The 23,844-nt window shown below is 68.8% G+C and carries 16 protein-coding genes and 2 pseudogenes; 7 read left to right on the forward strand and 11 right to left on the reverse strand.

Annotated elements, in window-relative coordinates:
• Positions 1–4 precede the first annotated feature (4 nt).
• From AC07CM_RS43885 to AC07CM_RS43900, 4 genes are all read right to left on the reverse strand, one after another.
• Positions 5–2,986, reverse strand: coding sequence for a helicase-related protein (locus tag AC07CM_RS43885; RefSeq protein ID WP_478882162.1), 2,982 nt, complete (start codon positions 2,984–2,986; stop codon positions 5–7).
• A gap of 91 nt (positions 2,987–3,077) precedes the next feature.
• Positions 3,078–4,181, reverse strand: coding sequence for a protein kinase domain-containing protein (locus AC07CM_RS43890; RefSeq protein ID WP_478882163.1), 1,104 nt, complete (start codon positions 4,179–4,181; stop codon positions 3,078–3,080).
• A 59-nt stretch (positions 4,182–4,240) separates the two neighbouring features.
• Complete coding sequence (locus AC07CM_RS43895; protein WP_478882164.1) at positions 4,241–5,971, reverse strand: N-6 DNA methylase; 1,731 nt, start codon at positions 5,969–5,971, stop codon at positions 4,241–4,243.
• A 148-nt stretch (positions 5,972–6,119) separates the two neighbouring features.
• Positions 6,120–6,338: a DUF397 domain-containing protein gene (locus AC07CM_RS43900; RefSeq protein ID WP_478882165.1), complete on the reverse strand. Its 219-nt coding sequence runs from the start codon at positions 6,336–6,338 to the stop codon at positions 6,120–6,122.
• A gap of 14 nt (positions 6,339–6,352) precedes the next feature.
• Between AC07CM_RS43900 and AC07CM_RS43905 the strand changes: the two are divergent.
• The 6 genes and pseudogenes from AC07CM_RS43905 (at position 6,353) to AC07CM_RS43930 (ending at position 13,796) form a co-directional block, all read left to right on the forward strand.
• Positions 6,353–6,816, forward strand: a pseudogene (locus AC07CM_RS43905) (ATP-binding protein).
• Between the two features lie 157 nt (positions 6,817–6,973).
• Positions 6,974–8,338, forward strand: a complete 1,365-nt coding sequence (locus AC07CM_RS43910; protein ID WP_478882166.1) for a hypothetical protein — start codon at positions 6,974–6,976, stop codon at positions 8,336–8,338.
• 239 nt (positions 8,339–8,577) lie between these two features.
• Complete coding sequence (locus AC07CM_RS43915; RefSeq protein WP_478882167.1) at positions 8,578–10,266, forward strand: hypothetical protein; 1,689 nt, start codon at positions 8,578–8,580, stop codon at positions 10,264–10,266.
• A 56-nt stretch (positions 10,267–10,322) separates the two neighbouring features.
• A complete protein-coding gene (locus tag AC07CM_RS43920) occupies positions 10,323–10,964 on the forward strand; it encodes a hypothetical protein (protein ID WP_478882168.1) in 642 nt (213 codons plus the stop codon).
• Positions 10,961–13,042: an Hsp70 family protein gene (locus tag AC07CM_RS43925; protein ID WP_478882169.1), complete on the forward strand. Its 2,082-nt coding sequence runs from the start codon at positions 10,961–10,963 to the stop codon at positions 13,040–13,042. Before AC07CM_RS43920 ends, AC07CM_RS43925 begins: the two co-directional genes overlap by 4 nt.
• Before the next feature lie 85 nt (positions 13,043–13,127).
• A complete protein-coding gene (locus AC07CM_RS43930) occupies positions 13,128–13,796 on the forward strand; it encodes a DUF429 domain-containing protein (RefSeq protein WP_478882170.1) in 669 nt (222 codons plus the stop codon).
• Between the two features lie 21 nt (positions 13,797–13,817).
• On the opposite strand, the gene AC07CM_RS43935 is transcribed toward AC07CM_RS43930, so the two are convergent.
• The 3 genes from AC07CM_RS43935 to AC07CM_RS43945 form a co-directional block, all read right to left on the reverse strand.
• Entirely contained in the window at positions 13,818–15,065 is a 1,248-nt protein-coding gene (locus tag AC07CM_RS43935; protein ID WP_478882171.1) for an IS110 family RNA-guided transposase, read from the reverse strand.
• A 491-nt stretch (positions 15,066–15,556) separates the two neighbouring features.
• A complete protein-coding gene (locus AC07CM_RS43940; protein ID WP_478882172.1) occupies positions 15,557–18,211 on the reverse strand; it encodes a phospholipase D-like domain-containing protein in 2,655 nt (884 codons plus the stop codon).
• On the reverse strand, positions 18,208–19,698 hold the full coding sequence (locus tag AC07CM_RS43945) for a hypothetical protein (protein WP_478882173.1): 1,491 nt from the start codon (positions 19,696–19,698) through the stop codon (positions 18,208–18,210). Before AC07CM_RS43945 ends, AC07CM_RS43940 begins: the two co-directional genes overlap by 4 nt.
• Before the next feature lie 480 nt (positions 19,699–20,178).
• Here AC07CM_RS43945 and AC07CM_RS43950 point away from each other — a divergent pair, with 480 nt between their 5' ends.
• Entirely contained in the window at positions 20,179–21,486 is a 1,308-nt protein-coding gene (locus tag AC07CM_RS43950) for a hypothetical protein (RefSeq protein WP_478882177.1), read from the forward strand.
• 253 nt (positions 21,487–21,739) lie between these two features.
• Here the strand turns inward: AC07CM_RS43950 and AC07CM_RS43955 are convergent, their stop codons facing one another.
• The 4 genes and pseudogenes from AC07CM_RS43955 to AC07CM_RS43970 form a co-directional block, all read right to left on the reverse strand.
• Entirely contained in the window at positions 21,740–22,006 is a 267-nt protein-coding gene (locus AC07CM_RS43955; RefSeq protein ID WP_478882174.1) for a hypothetical protein, read from the reverse strand.
• A gap of 354 nt (positions 22,007–22,360) precedes the next feature.
• Positions 22,361–22,591 (reverse strand): hypothetical protein, encoded by a 231-nt coding sequence (locus AC07CM_RS43960; RefSeq protein WP_478882175.1) that lies wholly within the window; start codon positions 22,589–22,591, stop codon positions 22,361–22,363.
• Between the two features lie 319 nt (positions 22,592–22,910).
• On the reverse strand, positions 22,911–23,726 hold the full coding sequence (locus AC07CM_RS43965; protein WP_478882176.1) for a helix-turn-helix domain-containing protein: 816 nt from the start codon (positions 23,724–23,726) through the stop codon (positions 22,911–22,913).
• A pseudogene (locus AC07CM_RS43970) lies at positions 23,701–23,844 on the reverse strand (4-hydroxy-tetrahydrodipicolinate synthase); the annotation flags it as partial. The gene AC07CM_RS43965 and the pseudogene AC07CM_RS43970, both read right to left, overlap by 26 nt.

Below are 23,844 nucleotides of genomic sequence, written 5' to 3' on the forward strand. Positions count from 1 at the left end.
GGTGTCACGCGCCCCTCTGCTGCTGAATCACGTTGCCGCCGGCGGCCGCGGGTGGCGCCAGGACTCCGATCACCCGGACCATCGCCCCGCCCTGTGTGGCCAACTGCTCGATGAGCTGCTCGACCTCCACCGCGGTCTTCTGCACGCGCGTCTCCTCGTGCTTCCGCCGGATGCCGCTGAAGCTCAGTTGCTCGAACGTCGACAGGCTGGCCTTTCGCCATGCCTCCAACCGCTTTTCGTACTCGACGAGTTGCTCCACCAGCGGGGTCTCCTGCTCGTTGCGCAGCTCGCCGATGTGGTAGCGGCTTGCTCGAACCGCCGCCGGGACCAGTGCCTGGAGGGCAGTCCTGTCGCCGGTGAAGGGCCGGTTGAGCATCCCCGGCTTGACCCCGGCCCGTTCGAGTACGCCCACCAAGTCGTCGTCGAAGACGGGTGTGCCGCTCGCCAAGCCCGTCACGCACGTCCAGGCCAGGACGGTCGGGTGGCCCTTGGCGTTGGAGTACATGCCCTGGGTGAGGAACACCGGTTCGCCGACATCCGCCGTGATGATCGGGGCGGTGTTGCGGGTGAGTCTGACGAGGACCTTGTCGGTGAGCCACTCCACCACCGGGTGCTGGTCCGTGAGGTAGCTGACGTCAGGCCAGCCGGAGGTCTCGGTGCGCTCCTGCTTGGTGATCGCGCCCCTGGCGCGGTTGCCGCTGCGCTCACGGGCGCGGTCCAGCCGGTCCTGGCCGAACTGCTTGTCGAAGGTGACCCGGAGCTGGTCCAGGACATGCCGCTCGTCCAGGTACGACTTGGGGAGGACCAGCAGGCGGCGCTGGAGTTCCCGGTCCGGGGTGAAGACCATCATCCTGGGGTGGTCGGCGTCCCAGTGCTTGCCGATGCGCTGCTCCGGGTTGTCGTACACCTCCTCCAGGGCCTCTTCGACGAACGCGCGCGTGGAGGCGAACAGTTGGGGCACCCGGTAGCCAGGTGAGTCGCCGTCCGGCGTGTGGTCGGCGAGGAACGCCTCGAAAGGGTCCAGCGGGACCGACGGAACGGCAGCGTCGAACGGTTCCTCGTTCGACAGGAGCCGTTCCATGATGGCGTTCGTCTCGGCGTCCTCGTCGCGCAAGCCCAGGATGGAGGCGGCCTCGCCGAGGGTGCGGTGGACCTCGTCCTCACGCCTGAGTAGGCGCTCGGAGACGGCTCGGTCGGCCGAGGGGCGGTCGGGGTCCTCGTCGGCGGTGAGCAGCAGCAGTGCGCGGATCTCCGGGGAGTGCTGTTGGCCGTAGCGGTCGATACGGCCGTTGCGCTGCTCGATGGTGATCAGCGACCAGGGCAGGTCGTAGTGGATCATCTGGTGGCACTGGCGGTGCAGGTTGACGCCCTCGGCGGCGATGTCGCCGGTGAGCAGGACCCGTAGTTCGCTGCTCGCGAGGCCGAAGTCCTTGACGGTGCGCTGCTGTTCGTCGTCGGAGAGGCCGCCGTGGAGCTGGCGGATGGCGCCGCTGGTCTTTCCCCGGCTGGGGGCGAAGCCGAGGGCCGACGGCAGGGTGTCCTGCAGTATCTGCAGGGTGGCGCGGCGTTCGGAGAAGATCACGACGCGGGTGTCGGACCCGGGGCCGACCTTGATCTCCTCCTTGAGGACCTTCACCAACTGCCGGAACTTGGCGGTGTCCTCGATGTCTATGGCCTCGGCGATGGTGCCGAGGTTGACCAGTGCGTCGCGTTCGGCCTGGCGTTCCAGTGGATTGGTGCTCCGGTCGATGCTGTCGATCCGGTTGTCGACCGTTTCGACGAGCGCGGAGTGGGAGGAGAGGAAGGACTTCAGCAGGGTGTAGGGGAAGAGGCGGGCGCCCTTGCCGGAGACAGGGGCCTTGCGGCCGTCCTTCGGGTTGATCCAGACGTCGTACAGTTCGTCGAAGACCTGCTGCTCGGCCGGGGTCGCCGTGCAGTCGATGGCGAGGGGCGGCTTGCGGGTGGCCCACATGTGGCCGATCTCGGCGGAGACGTCGGGGGACATCTTGTGTCGCCGGATGTAGAGGTGCTGGAGCTGCGTCTCGTCGTAGTCGCTGGTGTTGGGGATGGCCGTAGGGTCGAGGAGGCTCAGCAGCTCGCCGAAGGACTCTCGCTGGCCGTTGTGCGGTGTGGCGCTGGCCAGGATCAGGGCGTCGGTCTTCGGCGCGAGGAGCTGCGCGAGGCGGTTGTTCTTCGTCCCGGTGTTGATGAGCTTGTGCGACTCGTCGATGACGACGGCGTCCCAGGCGACCTGCATGAGGTGGCTGCGCCAGCGGTCGGAGCGCAGGGTGTCGATGGAGATGATCGCGCGCTTGTAGTAAGAGAAGGGGTTGCGGCCGGCGGGGATGTCGTTCTTGATCCGCTCGATACCGGCCGAGTCCAGCCGCACCACCGGGATGGCGAACCGCGTCCACAGCTCGTGCTGGAACTGCTCCAGGATGTGCTTCGGCGTCACCACCAGGATGCGCTCACCGCGCCCGCGCCTGATCAGCTCGGACAACAGCAGCCCGACCTCAAGGGTCTTGCCGAGGCCGACCGCGTCCGCGATCAGCAGTCGGGGGCGCAGGGCGCGCAGGGCGGCCTTGGCGGGTTCGCGCTGGTAGGCGAGGTCGTCGACGAGGTGGGTGCCGACGGTGGCGAGGCGCTGCTCGGAGAGGGGCAGCGGGGTCTTGCGGATCAACGCGTCGATGAACAGGCGGGAACGGCGGCACTCGGGGGAGTCGTCGGGGACGAGCTCGGTGTCCTCGGGACGCAGCGGGGTCACCTGGTCGAGGCTTTCGTGCGCGAAGAAGACCGCCCGCTGGTCGCGGACCAGGGGCGAGATGCCCCGTACGTCCAGGCGGGTGCCGTCCTTGGCGGTCTCGGCGGCCTCCACGACCAGCCAGTCCTCGTCGCGGGCGCGGACCTGCATCCCGGCGGCGAACCGGACGCCACCTGACGCTTCGCCCGGGGCGTTGCCTGACGCACTGTCGGCGACGGTGGTCATCGGCGGGTCTCCTTCGATTGTTGCTCTGCTGCTGTGCCGCTGTGTCGTTCAAGCACTGGGCGTTTGTGGCTTGTGTATGGGTTTGACGGGCTCAGCCGCCGTAGTCGCCGCGGCGGTCCTCGATACGGCTGCGCCATCGTGCGGCCCAACGGTCCGGCATGGCGTCCGGCCGGGGCCCGGGATCGAGCGGCTCCGCGGGCCTGGGGAACGGTGCGGCCTCGGGCATCGGCTCGGGGGCGATGTCCCGAACGCCTTCCGGCTCGGCGTCCACCGCGGCATCGGGATCCGGTACGGCATCCGGTGCCTCGACCGGTGTGGCCTGCCGCTCCAGCACCGCCGCGAGGAACGCCTCCGGCAGCGGCGGGTACGCCTGCGCCTCCGTCGGCACGCCGAAGTCGAGCAGGCGTCCCATTGCCTCCTCCAGCACGTTCTGTGCCGTCGGACGGTCCTCGGCGTCGAAGGCGAGCGTGTGGGTGATCAGGTCGAGCAGCGCGGGCGGGAGGCCCATCAGGTCGGGCTGGATGTCCAGCGTCCGCTGTGCCGGCATCTGCGCGTAGAAGGGGACGTGGCCGGTCGCCGCGTGCGCCAGCGTCACGCCGAGGCTGTAGACGTCCGACGCCTCGCTGGTCCTACGGGAGTCCGCCGCCTGTTCCGGTGCCATGTAGGAGAGGGTGCCGAGGGCCGCGCTCGCCGTGGTCAGGCCGGTGCCGCCGCTGACGTGGGAGATTCCGAAATCTATGACCCGGACGCCGTCCGTGGCGACCAGGACGTTGCCGGGCTTGAGGTCCCGGTGCAGTAAACGTACCGAGTGGATGTGCATCAGGGCGTCCGCGAGACCCGCTGCCAGCCACCAGGCACCCAGCTCGCTGACCGGGCCGTGCTGCTCCACCAGCTCCAGCAGCGAGGGCGCGTTGATGTACTGGGTCGCGATCCAAGGCGTCGCCGCTTGCGGGTCGGCGTCCACCAGAGCGGCGGTGTGGAAGCCGCCGACGCGGCGGATCGCCTCCAGCTCCAGGGTGAAGCGCTTGCGGAAGTACTCGTCCTCCGCGAGCTGCGGTCTGACGACCTTCACCGCGACCGGGCGGGTCGAACGGTAGCCCAGGTACACGACACCCATCGCGCCCTGCCCCAGTCGGCCGACCAGTCGGAAGTTCCCGACCGTCGTCGGGTCGCCCGCTCTGAGCGGCTGCAGCACCTTTGCCCCCGTACTGTCCTGACCTGGCTGGACGAGAGCGAGGTTATCAGCGGGTCGGTTCACTGATCCTGCGCCTCCTGGGACTCGCTCTTCCCCGAAGAGGCACTGGTGGCGGCCGACGGCGGCAGCAGGGCACCCTTGGTCAGCCCGTCGTACGCGAGCGCGCCGACCCGGTCGCCGATGGCGGCGGTCTCGCGCAGCAGTTCCCCGAAGGCGGCCAGACGCCGGAAGGCCTCGCCGTACTCCCGCTGGCGCCCGATGTCCATCTGCGGAATCTGCGCACCCGAGGCGTTCAGGCGGAGGGTGCCACTGCCGGTGGTGCTGCGGCGGGTGTTGGCGGCGCTGCGCAGGAAACCGCGCAGGTAGTCGGTGTCGAGCTGGTCGGTCCGGGAGGTCGGCTCGGTGCCGTCCAGGTCGACCAAACCGCCCCGGACGAGATCGCCGAGTCCCATCGGCGCGGCCTCGATGCGGCCGGGGCCGGCAGGGAGCTCGGGGAGCAGGTCGAGCAGGTCCCGGGCGAGGCTCTGGATGCGGTCGCGCAGGGCGGCGTACTCGGCGGGGTAGTCGCCGTGATGGGGGGTGACGTAGCGGCCGGGGCTCAGGTCGACGTCGTCGTCCAGGATGTCGACGGGCGGAACGTCCGCGATCTGCTCCGGCGTCGGTGCGCAGTCCTTCATGCCGATGCCGGTGCCGTCCGGGTCGGCGGTGCTGAGGTCGATCATGCGGATGTGTGTCGGGGCGGGTTCGCCCTGGGCCGGTCGCCGCAGGATCCACAGGTGCACGGGCAGTGAGTGGCTGGACATCAGACCGGGCGGCAGTGCCACCACGGAGGCCAGCAGTCCTCGGCGGACCAGTTCGGCCCGGATACGGCGACCGGCCTTGCGGTAGGCGACGGACGAGGGCAGTACCAGCAGCGCCCGGCCGCCGGGGGCGGTGTGGGCGTAACAGTGCTGGACCCAGGCGAGTTCGCTCTCCGAGCGCGGGGGTACGCCCAGCTCCCAGCGGGGGTCGAGCAGCAGGTCGTCCCGCCCCCAGTCGGCCACGCCCACCGGGGGATCGCAGACGACCAGATCGGCACGGAGGTCGGGGAAGGCGTCCTTGCGCAGCGAGTCCCCACAGGCCAGCGTGGCGGTTCTGCCGCCGAGCCGGGCACGGAACTCGGCGATGGCGGCGGTCGCCGGATTGAGTTCCTGGCCGTACCGGTGGGCACCCGGGACGGCGGTGAGCAGCAGCGTCCCGATGCCGCACGCCGGGTCGTAGACGGTGCCGATGGTGCGGTCCGATGCTCCGGCTGCCTCGTCGGCCGGCCCGGTGAACGCCGCGACGATCCGCTCCAGGGCGAGGGTGGTCATCGGCTCACCGCCGCTGCGGGTGGTGGAGGCGATACAGCGCTCGACAAGGTCGGCGTAGAGGGCGTGTGCGCCACGCTCTGCGGACAAGGCGGTGAGGGCAGCTGCGGCGGGTTCGGCCAGCGGTTGCTCGACGGCGGTTCCGAGCAACCGCGCGCCGACCGCACCGAGTGCGGTGAGCAGGTCGTCGCCGTACTGAGCGCGCAGTTCGTGCCACAGGTCGACCTCAGCGGAGGTTTCCCGGCCCTTCCCCTGCCGGTCCAGCCACTGCTGGACTTCCGTGAGAGCGAAGAGGGGGCTGGTCGCGGTGCCGGCAGCGGGGCGCGGGAAGTCGGGGTGGCGGCGGCGCCAGTTGGAGACGGCGGCACGGGTCACCCCGGCAAGGCGGGCGATCTCGGCAGCCGTGACGACCGCCGCGGGGGCGGATTCGTCGGCGGCCATGACGGGACCGTACACACCTCAAAGGACATAGGCAAGATGCCTGCGTTAACGCTGCTAACAGTGCGGTGACATTCTTGCCCATTTCGGAATCCAAGGAGCGAGGAACCGCACCTCAAGGGGACAAACGGTCAGCCGACGAGTGAGAGGGTCAACCCTCGCTGTCGTGGTGCGCGGCGAAGCCGAGGAAGGCCGCCCACGCGGTGCGGTCCATGGTGAGTGCGGGGCCGGTGACTGCCTTCGAGTCCCGGACGTGGACGGTCCCTTGCGAAGTCGCCACTTCCACGCAGTCGCCGCCCTCCGCGCCGCTGTAACTGCTCTTGAACCACCGCAGATCCTGAGCGACGGCAGTGATCCTTCGGGTGTTCATAGCTCCCCCAGCGGCTGGACCAGTGGGGATACGCCTACGACTCCGCAGCGAACGAGACCCTCACCCTCATCGCGGCCGAACTGGCCGCCAACGCCGTGCGGCACGGCCACGTGCCCGGCCGGGACTTCCACCTCCGGCTACGGCGACCTCCGACGCCCTCCGCGTGGAGGGGACGGACACCCGCACCGAGCGGGTGCCTCCCTCGTCTCCGCAGGCGCCGCCCGGCGAAGCGGAGTCGGGCCGGGGCCTGCTCCTTGTCGCCGGGCTGGCCACCCGCTGGGGTACCGGGACGCGACTCGGTGCACCGGGCAAGACGGTGTGGGCCGAACTCGCCCCCGCAATGCAGAAGGGTGACCTGTGGGGTGCATCAGACTCGATGCCGCGACGCATTGCAAACAACGTCGACGCGGCCCATCCTGAGCGGCAGTCGAGTGTGTCTCAGCCGACTCGACGGCTGAGGCAAGAGGGGGCGACATGACCGGTTTCGGGACTTGGCCCGGGCAGACGCCGGTGATCGGGCGTCGGAGCGTCGGAGGCCCAGGTCACCGCTGATGAGGTTTGTCCCACTGGACCACCGAAGGGTCCAGACCGCGGTCATCGGAGACAGGTACTCCGGCGATCCTGTGATCCTCCCTATGGGTCATCACGAACTGGACCACTGGCGCAAGCTGCACCCCGACTACACCTACTGGTGCGGGATTCAGCTGGGCGGCTGCGGCGGTGAGTTGAGCGATCGGCGCTACACCGACAAGGTGTGCCACTTCGCCCACCACCCCAACGCGGTGTGCCATCGCACCGCCAATGGTGAGTCCAGCGCTGATCACCTCTTCGTCAAGCGCGGTGTGGAGCGACTGCTCGAACGGCAGGGTGTGCCGGGCAAGGTCAGCATCCGGGATCTCGGCGCCGGCCCCGGCGGTGCCGTGGATCTGCTCGCTCCGGGCATACGACTTCGAGTGAGGTTCCAGCTCGGTGCTCTCGACTTTCCGGCCTGGCGTCGCGCTGCCGACGAGTTCGACGAAGACGCCGTCGGCGTGGACTGGATCCTCGCGCAGGACGGACCGGTGACACAGGAACTGCTGGACCGTCAGGGCTTCCTGCTCCGGGTCCGCCTCATCACCCACGGCGGGGAGCGTCGCGTCCACATCGGAGTGCAGGCGCGCGGACATCCGCTTCACTGGGCGCCGTTGGAGGAATGCACGCTGTCGCCGACGGGGCTGCTCACCCCGCACCTGGAGAGGGTTCGCTCGTCCCGGACCCGTCCCGAACCCGCAGGTTTCCCCGTCCAGGGTGCTCTGGTCTTCGCTCCTGTACCAGGCGGCGAGGTCACGGAAAGCGCGCTCGTCGTGGTCGGCGGGGATCGGCATGTGCTTGCTGCTTACGTCAAGCCTGTCGGCAGCGCGGTCACCCGGGCATTTCTCTCCGTCCCCGCGGATACTGAAATCCCGCTCGCGGGGCAGGTCTACCGCGTACCTGACGGAGCGCGTGTTCTTGTGGCGGATGGCGGAACGGGCTGGGTCGTGGCCGCTGAGCGCTACATCCGCCTGAACGCCGACGAGGCTCAACGCACAGGGCTGTGGTCACTTTCCCCTATCCCGGCCGTTGTATGCGAACGGTCTTCTGTGGGTGGGACAGGCCAGGCGAGCGCGACCGCGGAGAGCTCCACCGACGCTTCGAGCTCCACGTCTGCCGGTACTGCGGCTGACGACGAAGGGCCTCCGGGCGGGGCGAATCACTGGCCCGGGAACAGCAAGCGGGCCAGGGACCTGATCAGTCAGCTTCGCCCACTCGAAGGTGCTCTGGGAGAGGCGGCCGGGAGACAGGTCACCCGGGCCATCAATGGCGCCGAGTTGTGGCTGGCCGCCGTCGCGAACGAGCGTGGCGGCGCGGCGAACGAGGGTGGGCGGCATGTACGGCAGTTGGAACTCGCGCTCAGGACCGCGAGACGCGACCTTCAGCTGGAAGATGAGGCGCTTCCTTCGATACGCCCCCTCAGTCCCTGAGGGCGCCATCGGCGAGCTCTCCCGAACCGGGTGTTCCGTGCGACCCGGGCGGCACCGCAAGGGCGGAGGCGTCGAGGAGTCAAGGGTTGCCGTGCGAGCCCAGGGCGGGGGAAGTCACGCCCGGGCCGAAGTTCACCGCGAGGCTGCGGGGCGACGTGGCCAAGAGCTGACTGCTCCGGGAATAGGTGCAGTTCGAGACGCATGTCGGTGGTGCCGGATAACCTGCGGGGGTGTATGAGATGACCGACCCCGTGGCGGCCCGGCAAGCCGCCATAGCGGCTGAGAAACGTCGTCTGGCCGAGCAGAGGCAGCGACGTGAGGCTGGCCCCTCGCACAGCACCAGTGGATTCGTCCTTCGCAAGTGGCGGTGGCTCGGGGTGAACGGCGCCGAATCCGTGAGCGCCGTGCAGGAAGTGCTGGAGGAGCTGCAGCAGGCGACCGGCGGTGAAGGTGCGGATGGCGGCGGTCATCACAAGGAGGAACTGCGCAAGGCGGTCGAGGGTTCTCCCGAGGCGGACGCCCTGCTGCCCGCGGTCGGAGCACTGCTGAGGCAGTGCACGCCCACGGACGTCCTGAGGCACCTTCGGACTCTGCATGCCGCGGGAGTGGAGTGGCTCACCCCTGAGGGGATGGACCGCCTGGCGGTCATCTGCTCCACCGCCCCCAGTCTGCTGCTGGCCCGCTCGTCCCGAAGCCTGACCGGTGGACCCGCGTACTCGCTGTTCACCTCGGTCGCCATGGGCGGAGCCGTGCCCGTGCCCAGGACACTGCTTCCCGAGGTGCTCCGCTGGGCTCCGCTGCCCGTCATCGACGACCTCATCGAGCACGGCGGGATCCTGTCGGAGGACGACCCATGGGCGTATCGGGGCGACGACGAGGCACTCTACCTGCGTGCCCGACTGGTGCCGGAGCAGGTGACACGGGACGAGGCTCGTGCCCTGAACTGGACGTGGTTCCTGCGTCGCGCGGAATTCGTGTCCGGTGAGGAACCGGAAACCGACGGGCCCGCTGCCGACGGCCGGCCGGACGTCTGGGACTTGCTGTTTGAGGCATCCGTGGGAGACGCCACGCGCCTCCAGGAGCTGGACGCCGCACTTCCCCAAGAACAGCGCATCCAGCTGCGCAATCTCAAGGCCGGATCCCAGGAAGGGAACTGGCCCCGGAGCTTCCTTGCCGACCGCGGCCTGTGGGCGCTGATGTCCACGCTGTGGGACCCCCAGTCCACCGTCGATCCGCGGCTCAGCGACTTCCACGCCTGGACGGCCATTCGCAGAGCATACGATCTTGTGATCGAAGGCCGCGTGGAGGAGGCGGGACGGCAGTCCGCGGCCTTCGACCGCCCCCCGAAGCCCGGCAAGAAGCTGCCGCCGAGTATGCAGGGCATTCTTCCCGAAGCTCTCAACATCGCTGCTTACGCTGCTCTCGCACGTGAGGATCTGCAGGACGCCGAAGCGTTGACGGAACGCGCGGCGGCGCTGAGCGACGAAGCGGCGGGCAGCCTGCGACTCATACGCGTATGGCGTACGACGCCCAAGAACAGCCGCGATCCCCTCACCAATCCGTACCTGGATCTCGGCCTGCCACACGGCTCTGCCGACTGGGAGACCCGCTACCGCGAGCTCGTCCGCGAGTCACGCTTCGACACGACGAAGTACGCGCGGCTCAACATGATCCGCGGTCGTCTCGACCAGGCACGCCGGAACGAAGCCGGAGACGCGGTCTTCTTCAGGTTGCCCCTGGCCCACTCGGTCTACGAGGCACCCGACGACGTGCCGCGTTCCATCGTCCCGCCATTGGAGCCGTTGCCGCGGCGTACCCCCGCCACCAATGGGGCGGATATGGAGGCCGTGCGTGCGCGGGCCGCCGTCGAGCTTCTCCAGGACTTCCGTACCACGCCACCACGTCTTGACCGTCACCGATCCAGGTAGTGGTCGCACACACCGTCCGAGACCCCCTTCGCCAAGAAAAGTCAGGCCACTCAGCGATGCCGCACACGCACCGACGTACCACCATCAAGAAGCGCCCCAAGAAGGCCGAAAAGCGTCTCAGGTCGCACAAGGTGTGTCCGCACTGCGGGCAGATCCGTCCTGAGGCCACGCAGAAGCGCCCGAAACCCACCGCAACGGCGATACGCAGGGCGAAGAAGGCCGAGCAGTCGCCGCGGACGGCATGGTCGTCCTCCGAACCACTCGACGCCACTCAGGTGATCAAGGGCATCGTGGCTGCCATACCGGCGGCACTGGCAGAACTCGGCGAGGAGAACCCCGCAGGGGGAACGGGCAGTGGGCTGCTCCAGGCCGTCCGTGCCGCGGTCATCGCAGAGTTCCGCACCCGCGCCCAGTTCGTCGGCAGGCTGTGCGAGATCGACGCGCTGCTCCACGCGCAGGGCGCTGCCCGAGCCGTGGCGGATGCCATGACCGAGCACCTCGGCCAGCTTCAGCTGCGTCGGGTCACGGACCTCGACTCACCGGAGCTGTTCGTGGTGACCGAGGGACAGGGCGAGAGTTTCGAGGTCCTGCGGCCCGCCTACGTGGACGAGGCCACCGGCAAACTCGCCCTCGCCGGCCAGTTGCGCCGCGTGGACGTCACCGGCAACGGAGCTAACGGCACGGAGGGGGGCCGGTGACCGCGACGGGCATTGACTTCGGAACGACCAACTCGGTGGCCGCTCAGTGGAACGGCGCATACGTGGAGGTCCTGGAACTCGGCGGCTACGGACTCGATGCCGACTGGCGACGGCCCGGCTTCGAGTGTCTCTTCCCTTCCGTGGTAGGTACCAGCTCGCTGCGTCCTGGAACGCTGTTCGGCTGGGAGGCCAAGCTCCGTTCGGAGAGCGCCGTGGAAGCGTGCAAGCGCATGCTCCGTGACGAACAGCTGGTCACGATCGGCAACCGGCGCTTCGCGGCGACGACGGCTGCCGCGGGAGTGTTTCGCACCATGGCCAGGGTGGCGGAGGAGGAGGCGGCCACCGACATCGCACCAGCCGTCGTCACTGTCCCGGCCAACGCGACGGGCGCAGCACGCTATCGGACACGCGAGGCGGCCAAGGTCGCGGGCGTAGCCGTGCAGGCCCTGCTCAACGAGCCGACGGCAGCGGCCATCGCGTACGCCCATGCCCTGGAGGAAACCGGGGAGTTCCTGGTCTTCGACTGGGGCGGCGGCACCATGGACTCCACCATCCTGCTCCACGAGGACGGGTTCTTCGACGAGAAGGCATCCCGCGGGGTGAACCGCCTCGGCGGGCTCGAAATCGACGAACGTCTCAAACGGCTGGTTCTCGAACGGGCACCGGCATGCCGTCAGTGGACCCCGTCCGAACAACGCCAGTTCGGGCTCGACATCGAGCGATCGAAGATCCTCCTGTCGCAGCAGAGCAACGTCCACGTCATCACGCCCGACGGCATCGGAGTGGAGATCACCCAGGAGGAGTTCTCCGAGGAGATCCAGGACCTCATCTCCCGAGCCCTGGACCCCGTCGAGGCCTGCTTGGAAGACCTCCGCATGGACCCGGGTGAGCTCACCGCCGTCCTGATGATCGGGGGGAGCAGCCAGATCCCGGCCGTACGAGCCGCGGTCGCCGAGGCCCTCGGATGCGTGCCGGTCGGCGCGGACCTGTGCAACCCGATGACTGCCGTGGCGGAGGGTGCCGCGATCGCGGCCGCTTCCCTGAACGGCGAACTCGACAGCATCGTCCAGGTGGTCAACTCCCATGCGCTGGGCACGGTGACGACCGAGCGTGGTGGTCGGCGCAGCTTCAGCACCATCATCCCGCGGAACCAGCCGCTCCCACAGATCCGCAAGAAGTCGTACACGCCGACGAAGGACAACCTGGCGTCTCTCCAGGTCGAGGTATGGGAGGGCGACCCGGACAAGCCGGTCGACCACCCGGACAATGTCCGGCTTACCGTACTCACCCTCGAGTACAAGAGACGGTGCTCGGCGCAGGACGGAACGTTCGAACTCGACTACACCTACACCAAGGAAGGGCTGCTCGAAGTCAAGGCGACGCTCGTCAAAACAGGCGAGGTCGTTCTCAACGAACCGGTGTCGAGCTTCGGCACGATCGGGGCATCGCCCGAGGTCGAGAAAGAGCTGGCTCAGCTGATGTCCCTGCGCGGGACACCCCATCGCAGCGCCCCGCTGCCCACGCATCCTCACCGGGCCAAGCCCGACGTCCCCCCGGCTCAGGCAGGCTCGAAGCGCGGCAAGGCCTCCCCAGAGGTCCTGGCGCGCCTCGCCGCCACGGCGGACAACCGTCCGCTGGTGGTCGACGGCTCGAACCTCGCCTGGATCTCCAGCGCCAGCCGGGCCGCCGGCGGCCGACCGCGTTTCGCCATCCTGGAACAGGGCGTCGCCGCCCTGCAGCGCCGCTATCCCAACCGGGACATTCACGTCGTCGTCGACGCGACGCTCCGCCACGACGTGGCCGAGGAGGAGCGAGCGGCCGTGCAGGCAGCGATCGACGCACGCCAGGTGGTGCAGCCGCCGGCGGGCACCGAGGGGCGTGGAGACGCACTCGTCGTCGACATCGCCAACGCCGTGGACGGGGTGATCGTCTCGAACGACAACTTCGCGCCGCTCCAAGCCTCCAACCCCTGGCTGCGAACCTCCGGTCGCATCCTCGGCGCGACGCTCTCCCAAGGGGTCTGGGTGTTCAGCTCACGGATCCCGCCGCTCAACAACGGTGCGCGTTACAAGAGATGATCGCCTCGGCTGCCGCGGTCCCGGCTGATCGGCAGGGAAGCGGCCCGCTTCACATCAGGGGCCGGTTCTCTGGTACCACGGCTGCATGGGAATCGATCGGTTCATAGGCATCGACCTCGCCTGGGCGCAGAGCGGAGCCCGCACCAAGCCCAATGAAACAGGCGTGGCCGCCATCGACGCGCACGGCGTCGTGATCGAATGCGGCTGGACCCGTGAACTCGAGGAGACGATGTCATGGCTGGCCAGGACAGCCGTCGACGGATCGACCCTGGCATTCGTTGACGCACCGCTGGTCGTCGACAATCCGGCCGGCCAGCGGCCCTGCGAGCGGGAGGTCGGCCGACGGTACGGCCGTTGGAAGGTGAGCGCGAACAGTACCAACCAGAGCTCTCCCCGACAGGCCGGAGTGCTGCTGCGGGAACGGCTGGAGGAGTCGGGCTGGTCCTACGACGACGGCAGGGGCGGGCCGCCGAACAGCGGTCTGGTCTTCTCCGAGTGCTATCCGTACACGACCCTGGTCGGAGCCGCCGAGCTGGGCTACGACCAGGAACGCCCCACGTACAAGCGCCGACCGGCACGAGTTCCGACGGCACAGTGGCGAGCGGCACGGGCGGCGGAGTGTGACAGGCTGATCGGGCACATGGCGGGCCTGGCCACCGCCGATCCGCCCCTCCTGCTCTCCTCCCACCCGGTCTCCCGTCAACTGCTCTCCGAGCCCTCACCTCAGAAAGCGGCTCTCTTGAAAATGGCCTGAGCTGATGCGCGTCGGTGCAGGTCAAGCGGCTCCCTCGCGCGGGGTGACGGTGACGTCGAGGCCAAGGGCGGCGAGTTGGGCGATGAGACGGCGGGTGTGGCGTTCCTTGCCGAGTCGGTTGGTGAAGTGGTCGGGGCCGAGGTCCCGGTAGGGGACCTGGTCGCGCAGGATGTGCCAGGCAGCGACCAGGATCGAGTGGCCGACCGCGACGGTGGCGCGCTTGGCTCCGCGGTGGGGTACGAGTCTTCGGTACTGGGCGCCGAGGTAGGTTCCCTTGCTGCGGGCGGCGGTGGCTCCGGCCATGAACAGGGCGGTCTTGAGCCATGTGTCACCGTGGCGGGTGCGGCCGGACAGCCGCTTGCCGGCCGACTCCTTGTTGCCCGGGCACATCCCGGCCCAGGAGGCGAGGTGCCCGGCGGTGGCGAAGCGGCTCATGTCGACGCCGACCTCGGCGATCAGGATCTGGGCCATGACCAGGCTGATCCCGGGGACGGTGATCAGCAGTTCGACCTGCTGACGCAGGGGCAGCAGCTGCCGGTTGATCTCCTCGCTGAGCCGGGTGATCCGCGCGTCGGCCTCGTCGATCGCCCTCAGCATCGAGGCGACCATGAACGCGTGGTGCTCGCTGAAGCTGCCGGTCAGCGCCCGGGTCAGCAGGGGCACCTTGCCCTGCAGGCTGCCAAGCGCCAGGTCTGCCAGCACCTGTGGGTCGCGCTCGCCCGCGACCAGGGCGTCGAGCATGGCCCTGGCAGAGCGGCCGGTGATGTCGCTGACCACCGAGCTGAGCTTGATCCCGGCGTCCTCCAGGAACATCGCGAGCCGGTTGACGTCCCGGACCCGGTCGCGGGTGGTCTCGGTGCGGTACCGGGTCAGGTCCCGCAGCTGCCGGATGTCACGCGGCGGCACGAAACTGGGACGCACCAGGCCGTACTCGACCAGCCGGCAGATCCACTCGCAGTCCTTCACATCGGTTTTGCGTCCTGGAACGGTCTTGATGTGCTGGGCGTTCAGCAGCCACGGCTCGATCCCCTCCGTCGCCTCCAGCAGGTAGAACAGCGGCTTCCAATACGACGCGGTCGCCTCCATGCCCACCCGGACGATCTGGTTCTCCACCAGCCAGTCCCGCAGTTCCAGCAGACCCTCACTCATCGTGGAGAACGTCCGCACCTCACGACGCGCCCGCTTCCCCGAGCCCGGCAGCCGGATGCACACCTTCGCGTCCGCCTTGCTCAAGTCGATCCCCGCGCACCGCTCTTCCACCACGTCCACGAACCCTGCCCCTCCCACCGAGACGATCGCGACGGGCACCCGCCCATCCGGGGCCACAGGATTCAAAGACGCTCTCTTGCGTGCTCATGGCAACAACACTGGATTCCTGCACACGGCCCCCGCATCCGACTGACTATCGAGCTCACTCGCACCAAGCAGAAACGACGTCGTCCGGACGGGCACCCCGCCCCATTTTCCCGGCCCCGGGGTGAGGCCGACAGGCCTCGGGATGACTGACTACAAGCATCGGGAGGACCTCATCGACGCGCTGCTCTGTGCGTGGACGGCCGCACTGTGGTACCGGCACGGACTGGCGCGCTGCCAAGTACTCGGAGCGGACAGCTCCCTGCCTCCGGGACAGGCTCCCACCATCATCGCGCCTGCCCGCCTTGAGCAGCGGCGTGACGGTGAGACGAGGTCAATCGAGGGAAATCAGCCGCTCGACGGTCCGTCGCCGGTGGCGTCACGGCACTGATCGCCTTCTGCCCCCGTCACGTGTCGAGTGTGAACAGGCGACTGACCAACTCCTGGTAGGTGAGGCCTGCTTCGGCGAGAATCTTTCTGAGAGCTTCCGGCGGGCCCTTCTGCAGCGGGGCCGAACCGACGCGGCCGGGCACTGCGGAAAGGTCGCCGCCGCTGAACCGTGATTCCGGTGTGGCAGGGAGTCGTACCTGGTAGGTGCGCCAGACGCGTGCCGGGGGATTGAGCAGGACCAGGTAGGGGTCCGCCCACGCCATGAAGGCCCAGCGGTTCTTGCTGCGGGCTCGTACAAGCACGCCGTCGGCGTGGTGCCGCCCGAGTCGTTCGGCGGCCTTGGCCACGACGGGAAGCGGATTGCCGAAGGAGCCCGTGATCTCCCAGAGCCCGTCCTCGCACACGCCCGACCAGCCGGCCGCGGTGAGCCCCTCGATCGCCTCCGCGTAGGGGTCGTCTTCCTGCGCCAGAGCGATGAGTCTGTCCACCTCACTCCAAGGCGCGACGCAGGCGAGCGCCCGCTCCGGCGGGATCATCAGGTCCTCCGCCTCGGCGGGCTCGGCGCGCGCGATCACCGCCTTGCTGCCGTGCCAGGCATGGGCCGCCAGTACGTCGTGCTCGCCGCCGCCGGAGAACGTGGCGTCCTGGACGAGCAGTGTCATCACCACGGCCGCCACCGCGTCCAGCCGTCGCCGGGTCTCGGGCGGAGCATCGTGGTCCGCCTCACCCGCCAGGTCTTCGGAACGGAGTGCTTCGAGGAGGCGGCTGAGCCCGTCGCGCCAGCTCTGGTCCTGCTCGTCCCAGACTCCGGCGGCCAGGAGCTGGACGAACAGGTTGGCCACGAGCAGCCGGACCGGAACCGGTGCTGCGGCTGAACCGTCAGGGCCTGTGAGTGTCGCGACCCAGCGCTGGGCCCAGGCGCGACAACGGGCACGCTGCTCTGGCGCGACGTACGGGGCGAGCGGCTCGCTCGTGGTGGGGAGGTCCACCTCCTCCGTCTCGTCCTCGTGCTCTTCGTCGTCCTCCTCCCGCACGCCAAGGGTGACCGCCGACACGATCCACCGCGACGAGGGTGCCTGCGGCAGGTCGAGCGGCGAGGTGCCGAACGCCAGATCCGTCAACGGCGCCCCGATCATCCGGCGGCAGTCGGCGAGGTAGGCGTCCCAGCGGTCGACGCCGCTCGATGTCACCGAGCCCGTTGTCGTGTCTCCCGCCGGGCTCACCCGGGGAGCGGACGTTCCGGCGGTGAGCTCGCGCAGGCGCAGCAGATCGGTTTCGAAACGGCGTGCGGCACGCTCGTCGGCGAACAGGGTCTGCGCCGTGTAGTCGTATCTCAGCCGGGGACCGCTGTCGGCGCTGTGGCGCCGTGCGCAGTGCACGGGGCTGTACACGAAGACGACGGCGGATTGGGCGGTGGTGCCGTCAGGACGGGCGCACGTGGCGCGAACCGCGGCACCAGGAACCTCGGGCAGCGGGAAGGAGCAGGCCGCCGCCCCCGCCGGAATGGTTCCGGTCCGTGTCCAGGAACCCGGTGAACCGTCCGGAGACGTGCTGATCACCACGGGCAGGGGCTGGGGGTGCGCCAGAGAGACGTGCAGGCCTTCGCTGTCCGTCTTCGCGCCCAGCAGGACGAGCGTGTGACCGGTGGACTGGAAGGGCCGGATGGTGCGGCCCGTCAGGCTCGCGAGTGAGGTGATGCGCCCCTGTTCGGGAAGCAGCGGCGCGGTATCGGCGGCGAGTACGGCGAGCTCGCAGTTGCCGCCGTCCCGGGTGCTGGTGCACAGCGCGGCGCGGGTGAGATTCGGGCTCCCGGTGAGAGCGTATCGGCGGCCGCCGGCCTGCCATTCGACGAATTTGCCGTGCCGCATCCGAGTCTCCTCGAGGAAACGGATCTGCGCGTCGAAGCCGCCGAGTGCCCTCTTGATCGCTCCGGCGTCGTAGCTGGACCAGCGAGGCTGGAGCCCGAGGATGGTGCGGCGGGGTGTCAGACGGCCGAGCAGCCCGCTGAGGGCATGACCGGTCTCGTCGACGAACGGGGCGTACGCGTGTAGTTCGTCGACAGGACCGAGCGGCAGTTGGTCCAGCAGACTCTCCTGGAGGTTATGCAGAAGCCGGGCACCTGATTCCCGTACGGCCGGGGCGTTGACATGCCGTTCGGTCAGAAGGGCAGCCAGTTCCGTCAGATGACTCGTCGACCATGGGGCCAGTTCCATGGCGGAGGGCAGTGCCTCCAGCCAGTCGGCGAGGTCGGCCAAGAGCGCGTGGGAGTGGTCGTCCTCGGTTTCCACCACCGTCCACAGTTCGTCGTTGGCACCCCAGCCGGACAGCGTCGGGTTCCCCGAACCCACTGCGAGCCGGCAGGCGTGTTCTCCGAACAGAAGGACGACCTTGGGGTGGAACGCACGCTGGCAGGAGGCCAGGCCGTGCAGATAACTGCGGCCGGCCATGCGCACATCGACCGGGTCGTACAGCCCTTGGGCCGCGTCACCGATCACCGCGATGCGGGCACCCAGGCCACGGGCGACGGGTATGGCGACCTTCTCCAGAAAGGGAAGATCAACTGTGAATCCCAGGAAGAGTGCTTCGTGCAGCGCCTGCTGATCGCTGCGTTCGCTCCACTCCCTCAGCAGCGTGACGGGGGATGCGAACCGGGTGTGTTGTGCGGCGGTCATGGGTTTGTCTCCAGGATGCGCCGTCCCTCCGCAGTGACGGTGTGGCAGCCGTCGCGGACGGCGAAAAGCCCTAGCTGCGCTGCCAAGGAGCCCAGTTGGGGGACGCGGGTGCCGATGTCGGAGTCTCCTTCGTCACCGGTCTTGAAATAACGCTCGTTGCGAAGGTGCAGACGGGAGAAGATCTTCAGCCCGCCGGTCGCGGGGTCGGTGCGCAGCTTTGCGAGGGCGACTCTGCGGGACTGGGCGAGCATGTCGTCCACCAGTCGGGCGGCCAGGTCGCGGACCGGCCGGTCGGCGTAGTCGTCGATGAGGCCGTCGACCCACGTCGGGTCGAGGAACTCGGCCCAGCGTTGCTGACGGCCCAGGAAGACGGCCCGTACGTCGCCGGGCAGATGCTCCTCTCGGGAGCGCAGCGCACCCACCATCAGGAGCAGCACATTGGTCATCGGGGCATCGGCACCCTGCGTCAGGAGTTGCCGTTCGACAGGCAACAACTGACCTGCCGCGTTCTTGAGCGGAGGCAGGTCGTCCAGGACCCGCCGCACATTCGCATCCGGGGCCTGTTGCGCTAGCCAGTCCCGTAGCTCCTCGGGCGACCGGTCGGCCTCGCCGTCCTTGGAGCCGACACCGGCCACCAGTGCCGCCCACAGCCGACGCCAGGCGCCGACGGAGTAATGGCGCAGCAGCACTCCCCGCCAACCGGCCGTTTCGGGAATCGCCGCCAGAACGGGATCCGTTGTCGCCTCGCCACCGAAGGCCACCGCAGAGCGCAGCGTCTCCTGATACCCGTCGCCTTCATGACCGTGGAGATCGATCGCCCGGCCGAGGATACGGAGGGTTGCACGCCGAGTGCGGTCGGACGCCTCCCAGTCCCCCTTCGCGTGGGTTCCTCCACCGCGAGTTGCGGTCAGCACGTCCGTCAACCATTCCCGCTCGGCCGGACACGGGACACCAAGAGCCGCCTGCCCCGCTGTCTCCAGGGCGGCGACGGGCACGACGTCCCGCTCCGCGAGAGACAGCAGAGGTGCGAAGAGCTCCTTGACCGCGGGAGGGCACGGGTGCCGGCCGGGCTTGAGCACTCCATCCCGGACGTCCACGGTGCCGAGCACCGTCGCGGGTCCGCCGTACTGGTCCCAAAAGCCCCAGCGGCGGGGTGAGTACGAGTGGCTCAGCTGCTCCTCATCGGCGGCGCGCGCGAGTTCCAGTTCCTCTGCGCAGAAACGCCGCACCCGATCGACCCCGTGGGCAAGCCACGCCCGATCTGTCTCCGTGTGGTGCTGAAGCGCCGCCAGCAGGACCTCGCTGCGGCGGACCGCCCGGCGGCAGGCGGTGATGTCCCAAGCGTTCCGTTCCGCGTGCGCTGCGATCGCCGCATACAACGAGTGGTAGCGGATGTAGCGGGTCACCGTGGACACTCCGGGAACCAACCGGTCCACCGCCCGCATCACCGGGCCCTCCACCGCCAGGGGATAGCGCCCGGACCGCACGCCCAATCCCTCGAGTGCCCATGCCGGCCCACGGACATCCGCTGTCACTTGCCACCCCTTGTCGGCTGCCGGAGCGTTGCATCGGCAGGAGCTGCCTGACTCTGCCTCAGGGTAGATGCTGACTTCGGGCGAGAGGCCAACGGAGTCCGCGAATTGGGTATTTGCAACGCTCGAGTTGAGTTCGATGCTGACGCAGGCGATCGATTGGGAGCGCTGGGGTCAGGGCGACTCTGAGGCTGCTACGCGGTCGTCGGCGGTCCGCGATCTTTCGCAGCGTGCGATTCCCGCGTGCTCAATGGGTCTCGTCGGCCCGCACCACGAGCCGCCGGTCCCGGCCAGATCATTGCAGGTGGGCGCCGGGCCTCCGTTGTGAGATCGTCAATTCACCGGGAGACAGAGCCCGTAGCTGCATACACGAGGTTCATGCCGTTCTTGTCGGACGTCAGCCGTACGCTGTTGCTGGAAAACAAGGGGGAGACGATGACTGACCATCGCAAGGCAGCGGTTCCGGTGTGGACGCTGGCGACTGATGACGTCCGGGTGCCGGCTTTGGCCGGAGACGGGCTGATGACGGCTGAGCGCCTGGCTGAACTGCGCGGCGTGCTGGCCGCCCTGGCCGACGCGCCGATCGCCACACTTGAGGTGCATCCGCTGCCCGACAAGCTCGACCGCAGCCGAGGTATCCCGCTCGATGCCGCGAGTCCCCTGGCGCAGCACCTGTCACAGTTCATCACTCAATCGACGCGAAGTTCCCTTACGGCGGCCAGGGCGACCGCTGCAGGCGAAAACCTGTATCGCATGGTGGTTCCGGCGAAGGTTGCCGCCCAGTTCGGCCAGGGCATCGTTCGCCCGATGGCGTCGAAGGCGGCGGCCGGCGGCATCCACAGTGCACTCATGAACTCGACGGGCATCGCCGCCAATGCGACGTTCGTGCCAGTCGGTAAAGCGGCGGCAGCAGGCGCGGTCGGCGGAGCCGGTGCGACAGCTGGCGTCGCGGCCGCCGGCGGCGCGGCGCTCACCGTGGCCGCGCCGCTCGTGCTCATGGCCATAGCGGTGGGCGTGAGCGCGCATGCCGACTACAAGCGCCAGCAGGCTGTCGAGCACATCACAGAACTGCTGGAGCAGCTGCACGAACAGAAGCTCGAAGAGGAGCACAGCGAACTCGACGGCTGCCGCGATGCCATCGACAAAGCCACCGCCATTCTGCTCGACCAGGGCAAGCTCGGAGCCTCCCTGGGACTGGACTCGGCAGTGCACGCCATCAACACGGCGCTGGGCGCCGCTGACCGCCGCCTTGCCCGGTGGCGGAGCGCACTCGACAAGCTGCCCGAGGGCAAGTCCGTCGAGATCAGCACGCTGGCCAAGTCATTCCCCGGCGTCGACGAGCATGGCGGCATGTTCCGCGCCCACCTCGAACTCGCTGCCCTGGCCATTGCGCTGAAGCGGCGGGTGGTCGTCCTGCAGGCTGTCGAGCATGCCCAGGACCACCCTGACAACTTGTTCGAGAACTTCACCCGCGAGCTCAAGCGCGACCAGCAGCGCCTCGACGAACTGGAGTCGAGCATTGCCGGTGTCCTGGAACGCTTGTCGGCGCTGGAGCTGGCAGGTCCGCAAGGTCTGCGACCCGTCTTCACGACCGGTGAAGTCGATCGCCTGATGCGCGCGGCAAACCGGATTCGCAAGCTGGGCGACGGCGTCATGGTCGACAGCCGCACGACAGACGTGGCGATTGAGATTGCCCGCAACAAGGACGGCTCGGTGGTCGTGTTCCCTGCGCTGTCCGCGTAGGCGTAGGCGCGCTCGCACTCACGTGGTGCGTGGTGCGGGGTTGCCCGAAACCTCGAACGCGATGGTGGCCCTACGGCCACGCGGTCGACGTAACTGAGGGTGATGCTGGCCTTTGCGACCGGCCTAGCTTGGTCCAAGGTGCAATCGGGCATGGGACCCTCCAGCTCATGCAGCCTGTGCGAGCTGTGAGACGCAGAGCGTGCCTGCATGGAAGCTGCGTGGACGAGCCACCTCAGGGGCACAGCGCATCCCATCAAAACAATTGCGTGTGCATATTCCCGGGGGATGATCTTGCGACGCGCGGGAACCTCAACATCAATAAGCCCTGTTGCGGCTGGTCAAAGGATCTCGTGAACGTCCCGCCCTTCACGTCCGTGATGGACGTGCCGCCGGTGTAGTGGTCGACATGCTTGCCGCTGGTGTGCGGCGGTCTGGTGCAGCGGACGCGCCCGCCCTTGTATGAGGCCCAGCAGTAGCCCGCTGCCTGGACTGCCGCGTGGCTCTTGGTCTCGTCGCTCATCGGCGCTGCTCCAGGGCTAGGGCGCGCACGACGCGGCGGGTCCCGCACATGGTGGGGTCGTCGACGCACTGCTCGGTCGTCGACGCACTGCTCGCACGATCCCGGGTGCTCCCTCGCCGCTTGCAGGACGTGGGCGAGGGAGCACCGGCGGCAGCCGCGGAGGAACAGCGTCGTGCCGCTGGTCGGGCTGATCCGCTCGCCGAGGTCGATGGCGGTCTCCGCGGTCAGCGACTCGCCGCCCCACAAGCACTCCGCGCCGCGGGCCCGATCATCGCTGAGGACGTCGAGGGACGGGAGGGGGAGGGCTGCGAGGAACGTCCTGCTGGTTGGCGGCCACCATCGCTTGGATGGTCGTCATGCTGGGATCTCCGCTTCGGACCGGTACCCGCCGGGGCCGAACGCGGCGGCTAGGAGCGTCGGGTCGGTGAGCTGTCCGGTGCCGTCCGGTAGTCCGAGCCACCACCGTCCGCCGAGGGAGTGCACGACGGGCGGGCAGTCCAGTACCCAGCCGGCGGGATGGACGGTGATGCCAGCAATGTCGTCGAGTTCGTCGGCAAAGGTCGGCGGGGAGCAGCCACCAGGCACGGCTGGTGCTGATGTCGGTAAGCACCGGGCCGTGCTGGCGTGCGCCGAACCGGCGGATCGCGTCCAGAGACCGGGACAGCCGGGTCTCGGCGACCCGCCAGTGCGGGCCGGTCGGGATCGCGGCGAGTTGCTGGGCGTCCCATGCCCGCTGTGCCGCTGCCGGGTCGGGGGTGCAGGACAGCAGCCACGTTTGTCCCTCGCGTACGGGGGCGAGGGGGAGGTGTTTCGCCATGACCAGCACGTTAGGGAGAGCCGAGAATCAGCGGCGGCTGTGATTCTCGAATATTCGCCGAGTGGTCTGGGTGATTCGCCGTGATGCTCAGGCGAGGTCGGCCGCCTGGGCGCGGGCCCGCGCGAGGAGCCGACGGGCATGCGTGCCGTACACCGCCGACGCCTCGAGGGTGTCCCATACCCGGCGGTACAGGGCGACGGTGTCGGCGTCGTCCAGCCACAGCTCGGCGTGCCAGTCCTCGACGATGGCGAGGCGGTCGTCATACAGCCAGAACGCGTTGGCCGGCGGGACAGCGAGCTGCGCCCCAAAGAGCACAATGCCCAGTCGAACGGTGTCCAGGCCGATGACAGAGGCGAGCCGGTCCATCAGCCCGGCGAGGACATCGCGGGGCGCTACAGAGGCGTACAGGGCTGCTCCCCACAGCAGGATGTGGAAGACCCGGCCCGGCTCCCACAGCAGCGACTGACGGCCGATGCCGGCCCGTACGGCGTCCTCTATGTCGCGGGGTGACTGCTGGAGCTCGGCGTAGCGGGTGAAGACGTGACGGGCGTACTCCGCGGTCTGGAGCATGCCGACGACCATCGAGCCCTGCCATGCCCACAGCTCGGTGGAGCGTTCGTATTCGATGGTGAGGGTGTCCTGCACGGTCCTATGCCTGGCACGCAGCTGGCGGCGCCACGACCGGGTGTCGGTCTCCAGGCCCTGCAGGCGGGCGGTCAGTTCCCCCGCCGTCTCGGGGCGGCCTACGGCCGTCGCCCATGCGGTGAAGTCTTCCGCCGTAGCGGTCTGCCGGCCAGTCTCCAGCTTCGAGACCTTGGCCTGCGGCCAGCCCAGCAGGCCTGCGAGGTCACGTTGCGTGCGCTGGCCGCGCTGTTGTTCAGAGTTGTACCCCGCTGGCAGCAAGATCGATCTTGAGCTGTGCGATGTCCTCGGGCGAGCACTCGACCATGGGGGCGCGCAGGGGGCCGGCGGGCAGGCCCTGGAGGGCGAGCGCGGCCTTGGTGGTCATGACGCCCTGGGT

This window comes from Streptomyces sp. NPDC044061 (assembly GCF_056434305.1).